This is a genomic window from Deinococcus misasensis DSM 22328 (assembly GCF_000745915.1).
GTDB lineage: Bacteria > Deinococcota > Deinococci > Deinococcales > Deinococcaceae > Deinococcus_C > Deinococcus_C misasensis.
In genome coordinates this window covers 120,218-137,506 of record NZ_JQKG01000002.1, presented here as the reverse complement: position 1 = coordinate 137,506, position 17,289 = coordinate 120,218, and the positions used below count along the sequence as shown (strand labels likewise).

Genomic DNA, 17,289 nt, shown 5'->3' with positions numbered 1-17,289 from the left:
CACCTCATGCGTAGCGGCTGTACTCGGCAGAGTTTTTCAGGCCCTGCACCACTTTTTTGATGTCCTGGGTCCGGTCTTTTTTGACCACCAATGTCACTTCGCTGGTTCGCACAATCACCACATCGTCCAGGCCAATGGTCACGATCAAATCGTCCCCAGAGGTGGTGAACAAAATCGCCCCTTCGGTGTCAAGGCCCACGTGTTTGCCCACCGAAACGTTGGGGTTTTCGCTGCGCATCAGGCGTTCCAGAGCGTTCCAGTCTCCGAGGTCGTCCCAGCCGAAATCGGCGGGCATCACCATGATCGAGTGGGTTTTTTCCACGATGGCGTAGTCAAAACTGATTTTGTCGAGGGTGGGGAACACCTCGCGCACACCGCCCCGTTGCTGCATCGCGGTTTTCAACTGGTGGTACAGCTCGGGTTGGTGAAGCTGGTACTCGCGCAGCAAAGCCTGCACAGGCACAATGAACACCCCGCTGTTCCAGGAGAAGTCGCCTGAAGCAATGAATTTCTCGGCGCGTTCACGGTCCGGTTTTTCGGTGAACTGTGCCACCTGATGGACCGCGAAGCCGTCCACATTTCCGGCCTCTGGGCCTTTTTTGATGTAACCGTACCCTGTGGAGGCAAAAGAGGGGTTGATCCCGAGGGTCACAATCGAATCGAAAGTGTGGGCGGTTTGTGCAGCGGCCCGCACCACTTCCAGAAAGTGCTTTTCATTGCCGATGCGGTGATCGGAAGGGAAAATGCCCATCACAGCATCCGGGTAATGCTGGGCCACCGACAGGGCGGCAAAGAGCACCGCAGGGGCCGTATCGCGGGCCATGGGCTCGACCAGCAGGTTTTCCAGAGGCAAATCGGGAAGCTGTTCCAGCACCAGAGAACGGTAATCGTTGCTGGTCACCACAAAAAGCTGCTCGGGGTGGTCGGTGAGTTGCTGCAAGCGGCGCTGGGTGTTTTGCAGCAGGCTGTAGGGGCTGTTGTCAAGGGTGAGGAATTGCTTGGGTTTGGCCTTTCTGGAGAGGGGCCAGAAACGCTCGCCACTCCCACCAGCGAGGATCACAGGAACAAACAGGGGACTTTGCATGGCTTCTCCTTTCAGGCGGCCAGAAACTTGCGGGCCATTTTGAGCAGGCTCTGGCGGGAAAAGGGCTTGTGAAGCAAATCGCGTGCCCCGAGCGCCAGGGCCTGACCGGTGATTTCTTCTTCTCCCTGTGCGGTGATCACCACCACACTGGTGTGCTGGGGTTGCTGCTGGATGGTTTCCAGCAAGCTGAACCCATTCTCGCCGGGCATGTTCAGGTCGGTGAACACCAGATTGAAGTGCTCGGATTGCAGTTTTTCCAGTGCATCTGCCACACAGGTGGTCACCACCACTTCATAGCCGTGGCTTTGCAGGATGTGACGGATCAAAAGACCGATGTATTGTTCGTCGTCCACCACCAGCACGCGGTTCATGGTCTCAGCCTTCCCTCTGGGGAATCACCTGATCGAGCAGGGTCAAAGACAGGAGTTGCTTGACCACCGGACTGGCATTCACGATGTACAGCTCACCGCGCCCGCTGCGGGCCAACTTGAGGCCCGAGATGATGGCGGCCAGTCCAGCGGAATCCAGAAACTCCACCTGTGATGCATGCACTTCAAGCTGGTGGATGCCGACCTGGGACAGCTCTAGAAAAATGGATTTCAGGTGGGGGGCGTTGTGGGCATCCAGGCGCTCATCCAGCAGGATGCTGGCCTGTCCGGCATTTCGGGTGATTTTCATGGGTGGGCTCCTTTGGGGAACGTCAGCTGGGTGAAATTCCAGCCCTGATTGCGGGTGTATTGAATGCTGCTGGCGGCCTTGCGCACGATGATGAGGCCGTATCCTCCCTCACGCAACTCGCCTTCGGTGAGCTCTGGAGCAGAGGTGGGATCAAAAGTGTGTCCATCGTGCAGCACGCTGATCAGGTAATCGTCGTTGCGGTCTTGTACTTCAATGGAAATGCGGTCTGCTTCGCTGTGACGGATGGCGTTCACCACCAGTTCGGTGACGGCCACATTCACCAGAATCGGATTGACGGCCTTCTGGCACTGGGATTCCAGAAATGCAGAAAGGTCGGCAAGGTAACGGGTGTCCGCTTCCATCTCGAATTTCTGGGATTCGCCGGGCTGGTACTGCAAGAACACCATGCTCAGGTCGTCGTTGACGGTGTAAGACTTCAGGGCAGACAGGACCGATTTGCGGGCCAGATCGGGGTGGGGGCTTTTGCGAAGCAGTTGTTCCAGTTGCCCCTGACCAAACATGCTGCCCGAGTGGTCCTCGGCTTCGGTGACCCCATCGGTGTAAAAGCACAGCATGTCGCCGGGTTTCAATTTGCCCGACTGCATCACGTAAGAACCAAAAGCAAAAGTGCCCAGAGGGGGTGCGGTGGCTTTCCAGCGTGCGGCCACTTCGCCATTGCGGATCACCAGCACAGGGGGATGTCCGAAATTCAGGTAACTGTAGCTGCCGTCTCGGGACAGGCGCACCAGAATCAGGGTGGCAAACATCGAAAGGTTTTCCAGAATCCCGTGCAGGGCATCTTCCAGAGCCACACCCGGATCGGGTTGACGCACCGCCACTTTCAGGGCAGAGACCATCATTCCGGTCAGCAAGGCGGCGGAAATGCCTTTTCCAGAGATGTCTCCCAGTGCGATCCACGGTCCAACAGTCAGGTGAAAATCTCCCCCCACATCCTGCGCAGTGCGTGAAACCAGAGTGCCCTGATAATCCTCAGGAAAAGTCAGGTGCTCGGGGACAATTTGACGCCACAACTGCGAAGCGGTTTCCCGTTCACGGCTTTCAATGTGGGCGGTGGTCAGGCGGTGGCGGTTTTTCAGGGCATTCAAATTTTGCTGCAGCACGCTGCCAATGGTGGAGGCGGTCAGGGCGTCTTCACTGGTGAAGCCTTCCGCTTTGCCCCAGAACACCATCCAGCCTCCTTTGAAAGGAACGGTCAGCACGCTCTGGGTCACACCGGGCAGTTTGTACTGGGTGCGCTGGGGTTTGGGCAGGTCATGGAGCCACTGGGGCACAGTATTCATCCAGACCCGCCCGAGTTTCAGGGCACTGTTGCTGGCCCCCATCAGTTTCTGGGCGTCTTGCACGAAGCGCACCAGATCCTGTTCTTTTTCCACCGAAAGGCTGCGCCTCAGGGTCTTCTGGAGCAGTTCGATGGTGTCGAAGCTGTCGGCCAGAGCCTTCAAGGCGGCTTGCAGTTCAGGGCTGTCCATGGATCCTTTCGATGGGCAGCACCAGATGCAGTCCGGTGATTTCCAGAATCACCTGCACGGCATCCTGCACATTCAGGATCTGCATTTGCAGGCCCCGCTCCCGGGCCAGTTTGAAACTGCTCACCAGCCAGCTGAGACCCGAGGAGTCGATGAAATTGACCCCTCCAAAATCCAGCACAAAGTCATTTTTGATGTCTTGCAAGGTGCTTTTCAGCTGGGGAACCTCGTGGGCATCCAGACGGCCCCGCAGTTCCAGACGGACAGGATTGCCAGTGTGTTTAAGAATGTCCATGTGACCTCCTGAGCAGGTTCTCGAAGTGCAGGATGTACCATTCCGCAACATCGGAGAGCAACAATCCAGAGGCTACCCGGAAATTGTTCAGGCCCAATGACCGGGCTTTCTCGAGGTCAGAGAGCACCTCCCAGAGGGCATCGCGCAGGCTTTCGGTGTTCTCGGGTTCGAAGTACACGGCCTGGTAACCTTCTTCTTCGATCAGGTCTTTCAGGTCTCCGATTTTGGGCATCACGGCCCCTCTGGCAAATTCTCCGGCTTGATGGAGCACCCCTGAGGATCCGGTGGTGCTGTTGTAAGGAAAAGCCACCACCGTGCTGCCCTGAAACACTTTGGGCACGCCTTCTTCTGCGACGTAACCGGTGTAATGGATGTTGCGCGCACCTTGGTACTTGTCCCGCATGCTTTGCAGGTAGCCTTTGGCATTTGGAGAATCGCTTCCAGCAATCACCAGTTGAATGTCGGGGTTTTTGGTCAGCAACTGCTGGTGGGCCTCGATCAGGTGGTCCACGGTCTTGTAGGTCCCGAACTTCCCGAACGTCATGATGGTGGGGGTTTCAGGCAAGGGGGCAGGCTCTGGAGGCTGGGTGAAAGTGCCGTGGGGGGCCAGAAACACATTTTCTGCCCCATAACTGCCGCGCAAAATCTCCACATAGCGGGGCATGGTGGTGGCGACCAGACTGCTTTGCAGCAAAATCCGGGTGAACATCCTTCCTGCCGTGCGGGTGATGAATTCCTGCACTCTGGAAAGTTTGAAGCCAGCCTTGTGCAAATCGATGGTCTCGAAGAGGTTGTGCATCAGGGTGATGGTCGGGAATCCGGCCCGCCTGCACAGCATTGGGGCCATCAAACCCAGAGCGGCAGGCACCCGTTTGTCTCCAAAGGTGGCAAATTGCAGGTTGAACAGCACCACATCGGGCTTCAGGGCACGCACAATGCGCAAGATGCTCTGGCTGTTTTTGGGGTCGTTGAAATCCCACACCCGGTAAACGTGCTTGTGTCTGGGGGCCTCTGGGACACGGTCTGCAATCACACTCACCCTGGAAACCGCACTGTTTTGACGGAAAGCCTCCACCAGATGGTACCCGTATTCATTCAGGGTCCCTCTGGACGGAGGATAAGCGGTGATCACGGCAATGTGCATTCAAATCTCCTTTTTGTATTGACCTTGCTGGTCGAGTTTGCGGATGGTCAGGATGTCTTTCATGAACTTGATGCTGTCTTTCAGGGGGTCCACTTTGCTGCCCGGCGCATCAAACCACTGAACTGGCACTTCTGCGACTTTGAAGTGGTATTTGACGGCCAGATACAGGATTTCCAGATCAAAAGAGAAACCCTGCATTTTTTGCTCTCCAAACAGCACCTGTGCACTTTTTTTGCTGAACAGTTTGAACCCGCACTGGGTGTCCTTGAACCGCACCCCACTCAATGCCCCCACCAGCATGCGAAGCCCCGAGGAAACCATTGAACGCAGGGCGCTTTTGTTCTCCACCTGCGCCCCGTCTGCTGCTCTGGAACCGATGGCCACATCGTAACCGTCTTTGATTTTCTGAATCAATCGGGGCAATTCCTCAATGGGGGTGGAGTTGTCGGCATCGGCAAACAGCACCATGTCCCCTCTGGCGGCCTTGACCCCTCTGGACACGGCTCCGCCTTTTCCGGTGTTGGGGTGCCGCAAGACCCGCAGGTTTTTCCAGCCCAGACCTTCCACAAGATCAGCGGTCTGGTCTTTTGAGCCGTCATCCGAAAGGATCAGTTCCCACTTCAGGCCCATTCCAGAGACATTCACGGCCATCGCCCCGAGGGTGGGCAGGATGCGTTCGGCTTCGTTGTAGGCCGGGATCACGATGCTGAGGTCAAAGTGGCTGTGTTCGGTTTCTTTCCAGGTTTGAAAGTCAGAGTACGACATGGGCAACGTTCCTTTCGCGGCTCACCAGAAGGGCCAGGTATCCGATCAAGAGCACAAGGCGACTGAAAATCAGGGCAAGAAGCATCTGTTGCAGGTCTGCATGGAAAAACAGCAGACCCACCACTTGCAAGACCAGACCGGGCAGCATCAGGTAACCTGCCTGTTTGCTGCCCAGTGCCAGATAGTGGTTTGCGATCACAAAAGCCATGCCATACAGGCTGGTGGCCAGAGCGTACCAGCCAATCAGGCTGCTGGCCTGACTGTAAGCCGAACCGAACAGCAGGTGCACCAGTTGAGGCCCAGCCAGAAAGCACACCAGCACAGCTCCGAGGGTGATGGTGAACCCCAGAGCCAGAGAAATTTTGAGCAGTTCACGGGATTTTTCTCCAGAGGCAACTCTGGGGAAGAGGGCCGTGGTCATGGCCCACAACACGTAGAAGATCACTTTGCCCACCACGCTGACCGCAGCATACAGACCTGCATCTTCGTGGGACAGAAACACCGGGGCCAGCAGCACATCGAGGTTCATGAACAGGGCTTGCGTGGCCAGTTGGGTGAAAGTGGGGGAGAGGTAGCCTTTCAGTTCTTTTGAAGCAATGGAACTGACCTGTTTGGGCAGGTGCTTGCGGAGTTGCAAGGCCACCAGAAAAATGGGCAGGAGGGTGGCCACCACTGCTGCGGTGGCTTTGGGCAGCACCAGAAACAGGGGCAAGGTGAACAGGATTTTCACGCCATGTTCGATGTACAGGCTGAGGGTGAAACTGCGGGTGTCGTGTTGGCCTTGGGCTTCGCCACGTTGCAAACCCACCAGAGTGTAGACCGGCAAGGCCAGCATCAGCAGCACCAACCACAGCACCGGAAGTTCCAGAACGGGTGCCAACCACACCAGCACAGCAACCCCGACCAGCACCAACCAGAGCAGGTGCTTGCGGGTGCCCATCCAGAGGTTGCGGGTGACGCTCTGGCTGAGGGCTGCAAATCGGGCTGCGGTTTGTTGCAAAGTGGCAGGCAAAAGGGAAAGGATCAGCAGCAAAGCCATGAATCCCACATACTGCCCGTACTCTGTGGGTTGCAGAAAACGTCCCAACAGCACGGTGAATCCGTAATTGAGGGCATTCACACCCATCAAGAGGAGCATCAAAAGGGAGTCTTTGTGCATGGCTTTTCCATTCATCTTGGTTTCAGCTTAGCCCTTTTCCTCTCACAATTTTTCACCTGAGCACAGTGACATTCTTGTAAGTTTTTGTTGTACTGATCGAGGTTTTTTCAATCACTCACAAATTCACACTTTGGCCACACTTCAAGATTTGTGAGAGAATTTTTGCCCAGAATCAAAAGCATGAACAACAAAACAGTGCTCCTTTCCCTGATCACGGCAGCATTGATCGCAGGTTGCAGCTCTCCCCGCAGCGTGACCCCTCCTCCCCCTCCAGCGGAAACCATGACCGATCTGGTGGTGCCTCCCTCTTTTGATTACGCCACATTGCAGACCTTGCAGGTGGAGGTGAATGCCACAGATCAGGGATCTCCCTTAGAGAACATCGGAGTGAGTGTTTTCACCCGAGATCCCCAGATTCCAGATGAAGCAGGGTTCCCTCTGGAACCTCTGGCCAAAGGGATCCTGGTGGGAGGCAAGTTCAGCACCCCCGTGACCATTCCCAAAGATGTGAAGAGCGTTTTTGTGCGGGTGGACTACATTTTTGCCAACCAGAGCAGTGTGCGTGAAGCCACCATCCAACAGGGGCGTGCAACATTCGATTTCAGCAGCCTGCCCTTGCAAAACCTCAGCATTGGCAAACAGGCGGTTTATTCCATTGGCGCGACAGTGGGTCGCTACACTGTGCTGGGCGGATGGGCCAACAATGGGGTTCCCTCCTACCTGACCACCCCTGAAACCATCACCTCCGCTTTCTTGAATCAGGTCAACAGCTCTCTGCCTGAAGGCCGCAAGATCAGTTACCCCACCGACACCAGCAATTTCAGGGCTGACCATCCTTACATTGCCAGCAGCACCCAGAGCAACGTGATCCTCAAAGAAGACGCTGAACTGTGGGTGTCCTTCGTGCACGAAGGGGCCGGATACAAAAACATGCTGGGGTACTTCATTTACGATCCCCTCAACCCTCCCACCTCTCCCAGCGACCCCAAACTGAAGTATTACCTTGCTTTCCCCAACCTGTCTTACAGCCCGGATGGAGGCATGACCTCTGGGATGAAAGTGCAACTGAAGTACTTCGATGAAACCGGCAAAGCCAGCAACCGCTTCCCAGCAGGCAAAGCCGTGGGTTGGTTCATTGTGGCCAACGGTTGGAACGGCAGTCCCACCAACGGCCTGAACACCTACTTCTCTCTGGACCAACTGAACCCCGAGAACCCCAACAGCATCACCAACTCCCTCAGCAAAACCAACATCAAGCGTCACGCGATTTTGCTCAAAGACGATACCGCCCAGCACCTGATGCTCGGGTTTGAAGACCTCCTGCGCACCACCTCTGGATGCGATCAGGACTTCAACGATGCGGTTTTCAAAGTGTCTGCCACCCCTTATACCGCCATTGACACCAGCCAGATTCCCAATGTGCGCAACCCCGGAGAACCCGATCCTTCCACGCTCGACACAGACAAAGATGGTGTGGCAGACATCATCGACCAGTTCCCGAGCGATTCCACTCTGGCCTTCAAGACCGATTTCCCAGCCCAGTTCACCGAGGGCACCGTCAATTACGCCACCCTCGCCTTCGAGGACAAGTGGCCGATGAGTGGCGATTACGACTTCAACGACATGGTGATGAACTACAAATACACCCTCCTGATGAATGCCAGCAATCAGGTGGTGCGGGTCAAAGCAGATTTTGTGCTCCGTGCTGCTGGAGCCCTGTATCACAACGGTTTCGGGTTCCAATTGAATGTGCCCCAGAGCGCTGTGAAATCCGTGACCCGCAACGGGTACACTTTGCCTCAAAATTCATACATCAAAACCCGGGCCAATGGCACCGAAGAGGGACAAACCAAAGGCGTGGTCATTGTGATGGACGATGTGCATCAGGTGCTCAAGTCCAAAGGCCAGTACATCGCCTACCAGAAGTACATGAACACCCAGAGCGACAAGCCGTTCATCACCCACATTCCCATGAGCTTGACTGTGGAATTCAACACCCCACAAAGCCAGACGGCGCTCGGAACGGCTCCCTTCAATCCCTTCCTGATCAGCGATGGCACCGGTCAGATTGACCCTGCACGCAACCGGGGCCATGAGGTGCACCTGCCCGGACAGATGCCCACCGACCTTGCCGATCCCAGCCTGTTCAAAACCATGACCGACAACACCAGCGTGAAAGACGGTCGCACTTACGTGACACGCAACACCCTGCCGTGGGTTTTGAACATCCCCGGCAACTGGGATTACCCCGAGGAAGTCAGCGATCTGGTTCCCACCTACCTGAACTTCTCGAACTGGGCACAGAGCGGTGGTTTGCAGAAAACCAACTGGTACCAACCTCTGGCTGAAAACCGCAACGAAGCCCGCCTGTACAAGCGTCCTCTCCAGCAATCCGTGAAGCAGTTCTTCAGCGCGTGGTAAACCTGTGACTGTGACCCGTCAGCCTTCCGAAGCCTCTCCTGTCAGCAGCCCTGCGCTCAACCCCACCGCAATGTGGGGTGGGCCGGGGCTGACCCTGCTGTTTCTGCTGGCTTTCCTGAACTGGGGCCTGTACACCAGACTGCAACAAAAACCTTTGCAGGCCAGCATCCAGATCCCTTACCAGCAGACGTTTGCAGAGAACCCTCTGGGAGGTTGGCGTCTGACAGGCGTGTGGGAGGTGCGGGACCACAGTCTGGTGACCGTGAAACCCGGCAAAGCGCTGATTCCCCTGCGCACCGAAGGTCCGTTCATGGCACAGGTGACTCTGGGCTTGCCCGATGCAGGAGGCAGTGCCTCTTTGCTGTTCATGCATCAAGACAACAAGGAAAGCCAGATGGTGGTGCTCACCCGCAGTGCAGGACAGGCCCAGATTGGGGCCGGTTTTGTGGATGCCAGAGGCAAAGTGCAGCTGCGTGCATCGGTCAAGATTCCCGATCAGCAGTCTGGTACGCTTGCCATCAAAGTGCAGAACAACCGCTACGGGGTGTTCTGGGAAGGGGAGCAGGTCCTGAAAAATCTGGATTTACAGCACCAATCGGGTCTGGTGGCCTTGAGTGGCAGCACCCCGCAGGTGACCTTCACTGACTTGCAGGTGGCCGAATTCTTCAATTTGCTCAAACCCAATCCCACGGGTCTGCAACTGAAAAACTTCCGGTCGGTCAGTGGCAAATGGCAGCAAGACAAAGCTGCAGTGGTCCAAATCAACGAAAACGAATACGACACCATGCTGGTGAACCGCAAACCCCTTTCAGAGAACTTCCAGATGAACGTGACCCTCAGGCACCTCAAAGGACAGGGGGGAGGGGTCATGCTGGGCACCCAGCTGGGCAACAAATCAGGGGGTTATCTGGTGCGATTCAACGATCAGGGACCGGGCATCCTGTGGGGCAAATTCAACGATCAAGGGGTTTACGAACCCATCGGCTACCTTTCAAAAGTTGGAACTGGACCAGCTTACACCCTGTCTGTGAGCGGACAACTCGGGCAGATTGCTGTGCGTCTGGACGGTCAAATGCTGTTCACAGCCCCTTATCAGAAAGGCACCTACGTGGCCTTGACCACCTCCAGAAGCCAGGTGGAATTCAGTCGGTTCATTCTGAGGGACGTGCCATGACTTTTCCTGCGCGTTTGCCTGTTCTGCCAGAGTGGATCAAGGTTCCGCTTTCGGCCTTTTTGCTGTCCAGAATGGTGGTCTTGCTGGCCGGATACCTCGGGCAGGTGCTGATCCACGCAGAGCCCAAAGCTGGACAGTGGCATGTGGCTCCAGGCAACCTGATTCTGGACCCTCTGGCCCGCTTTGACAGCGGATTTTACCTCTCGATCATCACGCAGGGGTACAGCCTGAATCCGGGTGAGCAGAGCAACGTGGCGTTCTTTCCGCTTTATCCACTGCTGGTGAACCTGCTGCAACCCCTGTTTGGCCCCGGCGATTTTGGGGCTCTGGTGGCCGGAACGGTGGTTTCGCACATGTGCTTTCTGGGGGCTCTGGTGTTCTTGTATCGCCTGACCTTGCTGGAATTCGGGGACAACCAGACGGCAGCCAGAGCCGTTGTCTACCTGTGTGCCTTCCCAACCAGTTTCTTTTTCAGCATGGTTTATACCGAAAGCACATTTCTGCTGTGTGCCACGGCCACCATGTTTTATGCCCGCCAGAGGCAGTGGGGATGGGCCACGGTGTTTGCTTTCCTGACCACCTCGTCGCGCATTGTGGGCATCCTGACCTACCTGATGGTGATGCTGGAATTCTTCAGGGGATGTCCCATCCAGCCCAGAGCACTCTGGGAACGCATCCGTCAAGACATCCTCTCTGCGGTTTTGATCCATCTGGCCCCTTTGAGTTTACTGTTCCACATGCTGTTTCTGTCTTTCAGTGTTTCTGATCCGCTGGCTTTCTGGACGGTGCAGTCTGCTTGGGGCCGGGAAAACCTCGGGCCAATTGGAAGTTTCATCAAAGACTGGAAACCTCTGGTCAGCCAGAACTGGCTGACCGGCTTGAATTACTGGAATGTGGTGCTGGACAGCATTGCTTTGCTGTGCACTCTGGGCCTCAGTGTGGTCATCTGGCGCAAACTGGGGTTCAGTTACGCGCTTTATGTGGTGCTCGGGGTGCTGATTCCTGCTTCGAGTGGCATCATGTCCATGAGCCGTTACGTGTTGATTCTGTACCCGCTGTTCATGCTGCTGGCCCATTGGGGAAAAAACGAAAGGCTGGACCGCACCTATCTGACCCTCGGGTATGCCCTGCTGGGCATCCTGACGGTGGCGAGTGCCAATTGGGTGTTTGTGGCCTGAACTGCAGGCAGCACAAAGGGCAGCCGCAAAGTCGTTGCTCGCGATGCAAAACCAGAAAGCCGTCAGCGGTCCGTCAGAAGGAAAGTCTGTTTCTGATCCCGTGGGCTTGACAAGCCTGAGTGGGCTTTGCTTTTGAACCGTGTTGTACTGAGTCACACAAGCCTCTGGATGTGCTTTTCGCTGACAGCTGACGGCTGAACGCTGAATGCTTTCTCAAGTGCCATGTCAAAATTCAGACTTTGCGCTTGTGCTGGGGCAATACAGGAGATCAAAACCACAGGGTTGCATCTGGATCAACTGTTTTGGGTCTGGGTGAGGCTTCAGAAGTGGGGTCAATAGAAGTGTATCCCTTGATACAATTTCCAACATTTCTGTTTCAAGTTTGTAAAAAAATGTCGACTGGCATTGTGAACAATTTTTTGCAGGCGTTTAGAATGTGCCCATGTTGCGCACTCTGGGCCCCCTGCAACTGGACGGCCACCCCCTGACCCGACCCAAAACCCTGACTTTTCTGGCCTATCTTGCTCTGGCTGGACCCGTGTCACGGCGGTATGCACGTGAAATTTTCTGGGGGGTGGGTTCCAGCACCTCTGCCCTGAGGGTGGTCCTCAACCAGTTGCGCAAAGAAAACCCCGAGTTGGTCATTGAGAATCAGGACCTGCTTTCCAGCCCTGTGGATTCGGACGTGAAACGCTTCTTGCTGGCCGTCCAGAGGCACCACCACGAACAGGCTTTGCTGCTGTACCGGGGTCACTTTCTGGAAACCGTGGATTTCGAAATGGGCGAGGAACTCGAAGAGTGGGTGCAAACAACAAGGGAATCCATGCTCAGGCACGCCATTCATGCAGCTTTTTCTCTGGCCGAGCAGCACGCCCGTTTGCACGATTGGCCAGAGGTCAGCCGCAGGGTGCATCAAGGGCTGCATTACGGGTCCACTCTGGGCTTCACCTTCGAAGAAAAACACCATGCGCGGGCGTTGCTGATTGCTGCTGGAGACCCTGCTGCCCGGTTCTTCGATGCCTGTGCCATCCCAGAGGAGGCACCAGAGGAGGTCACAGCTTTCCAGCGTGAAAAGATGATGGTGCTTCCTGAAAAATCCGAGCCCTTTTTGGGACGGGAAACCTGTCTGCAAGAACTGCTGGAGCAAGTCAAAACCCAGCGCCTGACCACCATCACCGGGATTGGTGGAAGTGGGAAAACCACCCTGGCCAGCCACCTCATTCACCATCCAGAAGTGCAAAAAGGGTTTCAAGATGGGGTTGGATGGATCGACTTGCAACACCAGAGTGCCTCCCAATGGACCGATCACGTGGCCAGAATGCTGCAGGTGCCCCTCTCAGAACATGAAAGCTGGAACCGCATTCTGCAGTATTTGCAGCCACGCCATGTGCTGCTGGTGCTCAACCACTTCGAACACCTGCACACCGAAAAAAGCAAACTGGAACAGCTCCTCCAGCACTGCCCCAATGTGCATGTGCTGGTCACCAGTCGCGCTCGACTCGGGTTGTCCATCGAAAAGGCCCGTGCCCTCTCAGGGCTGGAACACGAACAGGCTTCGATTGAACTGATGCTGCAAGGCATCCCAGCAGAACGCATCCAGATGCTGAAGCCCACGGCCCTGCAACATCTGGTCCGACAGGTGCAAAACCACCCTCTGTCTTTGCAGCAACTCGGGCACCTGCTGAAATTTGTCTCCCCCACAGACTTGCTGAAATCCTTGCAACACAATCCCAGAGAAACCACTGGACCCGGACAGGGCATGATGCAGGTGTTTGAATCCACCTGTTTGCTGCTTCCAGAGGCCATCCAGCAGAAACTTTTCTGGCTCGGGGTTTTTGAAGACGGCTTCGATTTGCAGGCCAGCATTCAGGTGGCAGGCTTTGGACTTGCTGAACTTCAGGTGCTGCATGACCACAACCTGATCCAACTGGAAGCTTCAGACCGATACACCTTGCATCCGCTGTTCCTGGAACACCTGCGCCAGAGCATCACCCCAGAGCAGTGTCAGAACATGGCCGAACGGCACCACCAGCATTACGTGTGTGAACGCCTGCACAAGTTGTCTGAAGACAGTCTGACTGCGGAATTTTCCTCAGAAGAGGTCAACCTCAGAAAGGCGATTGCGCATGGGGTGAAGCAGCAACTGCCTGACACCGAAGCCACGCTTTATGTGTGTCTGATGCACTTTGAGCGGCAAGGTGCGTACCGTGCAGGGTTGCAGTTTTTTCAGGCCCTGTGCAATCTGCCAGGGTTGCACAACGCTGTGCAGGTGATTCTGGAAGCCCACACCAGCTGGATGGCCTTCCGTTGCGGAGATTACGACACGGCACTCACCCTTGCAGAAAGGGCACTGGTGCTGGCCCCTCCCGGCACATCCAGAACCATCCTGATGCAACTGCACAACACCCTCGGGACCATCCACTTGCAGCACGACCGGGAAGCGCAGGCTGAAGGGCATTTCCGCGAAGCCCTGAAAATGGCCATGGAAATCAACGATCCAGTCAGGATGTTGCGGTACAGGTGCAACCTCGCCACCTGTCAGATGGGTCAAGGCAAGCATGAGGAGGCCGCCAGAGAATACCAGTTTTTGCTGGGCACCCCTTCCCTCAGAAACGATGTGAACCTGCTGGCCGTGGTGGTGCTGGCATGGAGCCACCTGCAACTCTTCCATGTGCGTGGCCCCCATGTGGCACAGGTGGTCATGCTGCTGGAAGAGGTCCTGCAACGTTGTCAGAAAGCAGGTCTCAGCACCCACCTGCAAGACATCACGGTCACCCTCGGGCATGCTTACCTGCAAGACCGCCAGTACGAAAAAGTGCTGGAATGTGTGGGCTCCATCACCAGAGAAATGCAGGGCAGCCACCACCCAGTGCATGAAATTGATGCGGTTTTGCTGGAAGCGAGGGCCTACACCCTCCTCAGACAACTGCCCACCGCCCGCAACCGCCTGATGCTCGCCATCCACCTGATGCGCGACCAGTTGGCCCCCTCGAGGGTGGTGGACAGTTTGCTGTATTATGCCGATCTGGTGCATCTGGAAGGCTCAGGGAACATCCGCGAATTGCAAGAATTGAGCAGCATGCGGATGTCCCGCTGGCAGAAAGAACTGCTGGAAGAAGTGCTGGTCCGCACTTCGTGGTCAGAGCACCCGATGCCTCTGGATTTGTGGCTGAATTTCCAGTGGCTCAGGCAGCACCACCTCAGGGTCCAGCAGCAGGTTTGACCGGATCCACCACCGGATCCACTTGCTCCAGAGGCTGCAAGTTCACACTGGCCCGTTCCCAGAGCCCGGTCACCTGCTGGATGTCGTCTGCCTGCGGTCCAGCGTAAACGTACAGTTGCCAGTTGCGGTAGGTGGCCTGCATTTCAGGGGCCTCCCCGCTTTTCTTGGGTGCCCTTTCTTTGGAAGGGGTGAGGTCGGTCCCATGAATGCGGGGGTCTTCTGAGCCAGAGGTGCCAATCAAAGGCTGCCACTGTTGAATCCATCTTCCCAGCCCGTGCCAGACGGATTTCTTGACGGGTTTGAGCGGAGCAAGGTCCCACTCGTTGCCCCAGGGGATGAATTCTCCTGCACTGAGGCTCTGGTGGGGGATGAACACATACACGGGTGCCCCCTCTGCTGTGAGGAGGAATTGCCCGGTTTCATCGAGGCGAAGGTTGACGGTGGCGGCCTGAGAAGGTTCGTTCATGGTGTCCTCAATGGGGTTGAAGTGAAGCCAGAGAAGAAAGCTCCTCTGGCAAGACAAACTTAACACATGCTGCGGGATCAAAACAGGGTTTCATTTGGTGCAGGTGGCCTGCTCTGCTGCGCCGATTTCCACCGCACAGTTCTGGCCGGATTCCGTCCGAAGTTGACCTTGGAAGGTTCCAGAGGGCAACAGTCCCCAGCCTTCTTCATCCAGCAGGATTTCCTGACCATCTGCCAGCAGCACACTGCCAAACCGGGCCACCTCGTCTTTTTGCCAGAAGAACTGCACCCAGCGGTTGACCTGAAAATTGCTGGACCAGTCGTACTGGGCTGCGCCCGGAGACTGCATTTTGATTTGCAGTGAGGTGCGTTTGGGCACCACCGTGAAGGGCAATTCTTCCATCTTCACCGACAGGACGTTGGTGGCTCTGGGGTCCAATCCTGCCACCCACACCACGCCTTTGTCATCGGTGGTTCCAGCGTAATCGCCGTTCAAGTACAGGGACATGCCGGGCACTCCGGTTTGCAGCAGCACGGCTGTTCCAGAGGCTTGCGACTGCACAAACGCCCGGGTTTCGGTCATCAGCACCGAGCCTTCAAAGCGTGCGGTGAATTGCCCAGAGGAGTCTGCCTGAACGCTGCCGTTCACAGGCCCCTTGAAGCTGTAGGCACCGAAGACCTTTTCCGGATTGGCCCCATACTGGATCTGGTTGGCACCGTCCAACCGCTGGGTGATCACCACTTCAGGTTGCACGGTGCGGGTCTCTGGGTTGGCCTTGACCTGAACGGTGGCCGTGCTGATGGGATCAACCTGAAAACGTCCGGTCAATCCGATGCGGAAGCCGTTACCAGAATCGTGCTGGGCATAAAGCTGCACCCGGTTGCTTTTCATGGAATACCCGAGGCTGGCTTTCACCCCGAAGTTGCCATTCAAGCTGTTCCAATATGCACTTCCAGACAGATCCACCGGGTTTTTGTCGTCTTGCAGCTTGGCTTCCACATCCACTCTGGGACGCAGAGGGTTCTGCAAAGGGTCCACAAGGGCTGCCGACCATGTGACCGGTCCAGAGGTCATTTCGGTGGCAAGCTTGAGGTGACCAGACCAACTCTGGTCTGCGTGCTCCAAGCCGAGTCCAACAGAGAACATCTGGCCGTCTCTGCGGGTCACCCCCGAGATTTGCAAGGCACCCGTTCCATCGGTGCGTCCAGCCAACTGGCCTTGCAGGTTCCAGTTTTCGTCCAGACCGTATACCGCCTGAACGCCTCCTGCCCAGTGTCCTTCCTGCCAACCGGCAAACCCGGCATACTGGATGCTGCCTGCTGGATTCACCTGACCGTTGAATTTGAACGGCACTTTTACCGTGGAGGTTCTCACCCGGTCCTGAATCCGGATCAGCACGGTGCCCTCTGCACCAGTCACCGCAATGTTTTGCAGTTTGAGCAAGCCCGGCCCAGCCTGAAAGCGGTCCAGCACCCGGTTGTTCTGCGAAACGGTCACGGTGGCAAAACGGGGCAATTCCAGTTCCACCTCTGGAATGGTGCGCTGCAATCCTTCTTGACCCTGCACAGCCAAGCCAGAGAAGCGGTCTGTGCGAGGCAAGGCCCACAGGTTCCCAGAAAGCACAGGCAGGTTGGCATTCCAGAGACCAGAGGCTTTCACCCCATCCCACTGGTATGTCACTTGCACTCTGGGATTGAAGACATTCAGTTGTCCGTTCCAGCTCTGGCCCACCTGAAGCCGGGCATCCCACTGTGCATCGTTTAGCCGCACTTCAAAGCTGCCGCGTTCCCGCCACGGGGTGTTTTTCTGGAGGTCTTTGTCCAGTTGCATTCGGTAAGACAGGGTGAGCGCAGGTTCAGGGGTCAGGACGACCACCTCGGGATCGGGCAGTTGCTGGGCGATGCGGGTTTGCACCGGAAACAAGCGGACTGGCAAATCCACATCCAGACTGGCATTCTGCAAGTTCAGAACAGGTGTGGCCTCTGGCTTCAACCACTGGTAAGTGACCCCATCGCACTCGATTTCAGAACCGACAAAAATCAGCTCTGGACCGTTCAAGACCCCTTTTTGCAGGGCGATTTGCTGGTCTGACAGCATCACCAGAGTGGGACCTCGCACCTCCTGATTGACCCGAACCAGCAGTTGCTGTTCCTGATCCAAGCAGTGGTTGCTGGCATGGGCTGCACCAGACATGAGCAGTCCCACAGAGAGCCAC

The 17,289-nt window shown here is 56.2% G+C and carries 14 protein-coding genes; 4 read left to right on the top strand and 10 right to left on the bottom strand.

Translation table 11 applies throughout. From position 1 onward, the window contains the following. Positions 1-4 precede the first annotated feature (4 nt). The 8 genes from Q371_RS02380 to Q371_RS02345 are packed head-to-tail and all read right to left on the bottom strand — an operon-like array spanning position 5 to position 6,612. Complete coding sequence (locus Q371_RS02380) at positions 5-1,084, bottom strand: mannose-1-phosphate guanylyltransferase (RefSeq protein ID WP_034335544.1); 1,080 nt, start codon at positions 1,082-1,084, stop codon at positions 5-7. A gap of 11 nt (positions 1,085-1,095) precedes the next feature. Continuing rightward, complete coding sequence (locus tag Q371_RS02375; protein ID WP_034335542.1) at positions 1,096-1,455, bottom strand: response regulator; 360 nt, start codon at positions 1,453-1,455, stop codon at positions 1,096-1,098. A gap of 4 nt (positions 1,456-1,459) precedes the next feature. Further along, positions 1,460-1,762, bottom strand: coding sequence for an STAS domain-containing protein (locus tag Q371_RS02370; protein WP_034335540.1), 303 nt, complete (start codon positions 1,760-1,762; stop codon positions 1,460-1,462). Next, complete coding sequence (locus Q371_RS02365; protein ID WP_034335538.1) at positions 1,759-3,252, bottom strand: ATP-binding SpoIIE family protein phosphatase; 1,494 nt, start codon at positions 3,250-3,252, stop codon at positions 1,759-1,761. Before Q371_RS02365 ends, Q371_RS02370 begins: the two co-directional genes overlap by 4 nt. Then, positions 3,239-3,544 (bottom strand): STAS domain-containing protein, encoded by a 306-nt coding sequence (locus tag Q371_RS02360; protein WP_051963094.1) that lies wholly within the window; start codon positions 3,542-3,544, stop codon positions 3,239-3,241. The genes Q371_RS02365 and Q371_RS02360 overlap by 14 nt, the downstream gene beginning before the upstream one ends. Beyond that, positions 3,531-4,688, bottom strand: a complete 1,158-nt coding sequence (locus Q371_RS02355) for a glycosyltransferase (RefSeq protein WP_034335537.1) — start codon at positions 4,686-4,688, stop codon at positions 3,531-3,533. Before Q371_RS02355 ends, Q371_RS02360 begins: the two co-directional genes overlap by 14 nt. Beyond that, on the bottom strand, positions 4,689-5,453 hold the full coding sequence (locus Q371_RS02350; RefSeq protein ID WP_034335536.1) for a dolichyl-phosphate beta-glucosyltransferase: 765 nt from the start codon (positions 5,451-5,453) through the stop codon (positions 4,689-4,691). Then, a complete protein-coding gene (locus tag Q371_RS02345; protein WP_157442469.1) occupies positions 5,440-6,612 on the bottom strand; it encodes an MATE family efflux transporter in 1,173 nt (390 codons plus the stop codon). The genes Q371_RS02350 and Q371_RS02345 overlap by 14 nt, the downstream gene beginning before the upstream one ends. Positions 6,613-6,792: 180 nt before the next feature. Here Q371_RS02345 and Q371_RS02340 point away from each other — a divergent pair, with 180 nt between their 5' ends. The 4 genes from Q371_RS02340 (at position 6,793) to Q371_RS02325 (ending at position 14,608) form a co-directional block, all read left to right on the top strand. Beyond that, a complete protein-coding gene (locus Q371_RS02340) occupies positions 6,793-9,033 on the top strand; it encodes an LruC domain-containing protein (protein ID WP_034335531.1) in 2,241 nt (746 codons plus the stop codon). A gap of 4 nt (positions 9,034-9,037) precedes the next feature. Beyond that, complete coding sequence (locus Q371_RS27500) at positions 9,038-10,207, top strand: hypothetical protein (RefSeq protein WP_034335530.1); 1,170 nt, start codon at positions 9,038-9,040, stop codon at positions 10,205-10,207. Further along, positions 10,204-11,385 carry a mannosyltransferase family protein gene (locus Q371_RS25115; RefSeq protein WP_051963093.1) on the top strand — a complete coding sequence of 394 codons (1,182 nt, stop codon included), beginning with the start codon at positions 10,204-10,206 and terminating at the stop codon, positions 11,383-11,385. Before Q371_RS27500 ends, Q371_RS25115 begins: the two co-directional genes overlap by 4 nt. A 442-nt stretch (positions 11,386-11,827) precedes the next feature. Further along, complete coding sequence (locus Q371_RS02325) at positions 11,828-14,608, top strand: AfsR/SARP family transcriptional regulator (RefSeq protein ID WP_034335528.1); 2,781 nt, start codon at positions 11,828-11,830, stop codon at positions 14,606-14,608. Here Q371_RS02325 and Q371_RS02320 read toward each other — a convergent pair. Continuing rightward, positions 14,586-15,074: a hypothetical protein gene (locus Q371_RS02320; RefSeq protein ID WP_034335526.1), complete on the bottom strand. Its 489-nt coding sequence runs from the start codon at positions 15,072-15,074 to the stop codon at positions 14,586-14,588. The genes Q371_RS02325 and Q371_RS02320 overlap by 23 nt on opposite strands. Before the next feature lie 90 nt (positions 15,075-15,164). Beyond that, positions 15,165-17,279 carry a fimbria/pilus outer membrane usher protein gene (locus Q371_RS02315; RefSeq protein ID WP_157442467.1) on the bottom strand — a complete coding sequence of 705 codons (2,115 nt, stop codon included), beginning with the start codon at positions 17,277-17,279 and terminating at the stop codon, positions 15,165-15,167. Positions 17,280-17,289: the final 10 nt, after the last annotated feature.

Excerpts from the sequence above, each read along its gene's own strand:
- Q371_RS02380 (WP_034335544.1), bottom strand. The coding sequence starts at position 1,084 with ATGCAAAGTCCCCTGTTTGTTCCTGTGATCCTCGCTGGTGGGAGTGGC.
- Q371_RS02375 (WP_034335542.1), bottom strand. The coding sequence starts at position 1,455 with ATGAACCGCGTGCTGGTGGTGGACGACGAACAATACATCGGTCTTTTG.
- Q371_RS02370 (WP_034335540.1), bottom strand. The coding sequence starts at position 1,762 with ATGAAAATCACCCGAAATGCCGGACAGGCCAGCATCCTGCTGGATGAG.
- Q371_RS02365 (WP_034335538.1), bottom strand. The coding sequence starts at position 3,252 with ATGGACAGCCCTGAACTGCAAGCCGCCTTGAAGGCTCTGGCCGACAGC.
- Q371_RS02360 (WP_051963094.1), bottom strand. The coding sequence starts at position 3,544 with ATGGACATTCTTAAACACACTGGCAATCCTGTCCGTCTGGAACTGCGG.
- Q371_RS02355 (WP_034335537.1), bottom strand. The coding sequence starts at position 4,688 with ATGCACATTGCCGTGATCACCGCTTATCCTCCGTCCAGAGGGACCCTG.
- Q371_RS02350 (WP_034335536.1), bottom strand. The coding sequence starts at position 5,453 with ATGTCGTACTCTGACTTTCAAACCTGGAAAGAAACCGAACACAGCCAC.
- Q371_RS02345 (WP_157442469.1), bottom strand. The coding sequence starts at position 6,612 with ATGCACAAAGACTCCCTTTTGATGCTCCTCTTGATGGGTGTGAATGCC.
- Q371_RS02340 (WP_034335531.1), top strand. The coding sequence starts at position 6,793 with ATGAACAACAAAACAGTGCTCCTTTCCCTGATCACGGCAGCATTGATC.
- Q371_RS25115 (WP_051963093.1), top strand. The coding sequence starts at position 10,204 with ATGACTTTTCCTGCGCGTTTGCCTGTTCTGCCAGAGTGGATCAAGGTT.
- Q371_RS02325 (WP_034335528.1), top strand. The coding sequence starts at position 11,828 with ATGTTGCGCACTCTGGGCCCCCTGCAACTGGACGGCCACCCCCTGACC.
- Q371_RS02320 (WP_034335526.1), bottom strand. The coding sequence starts at position 15,074 with ATGAACGAACCTTCTCAGGCCGCCACCGTCAACCTTCGCCTCGATGAA.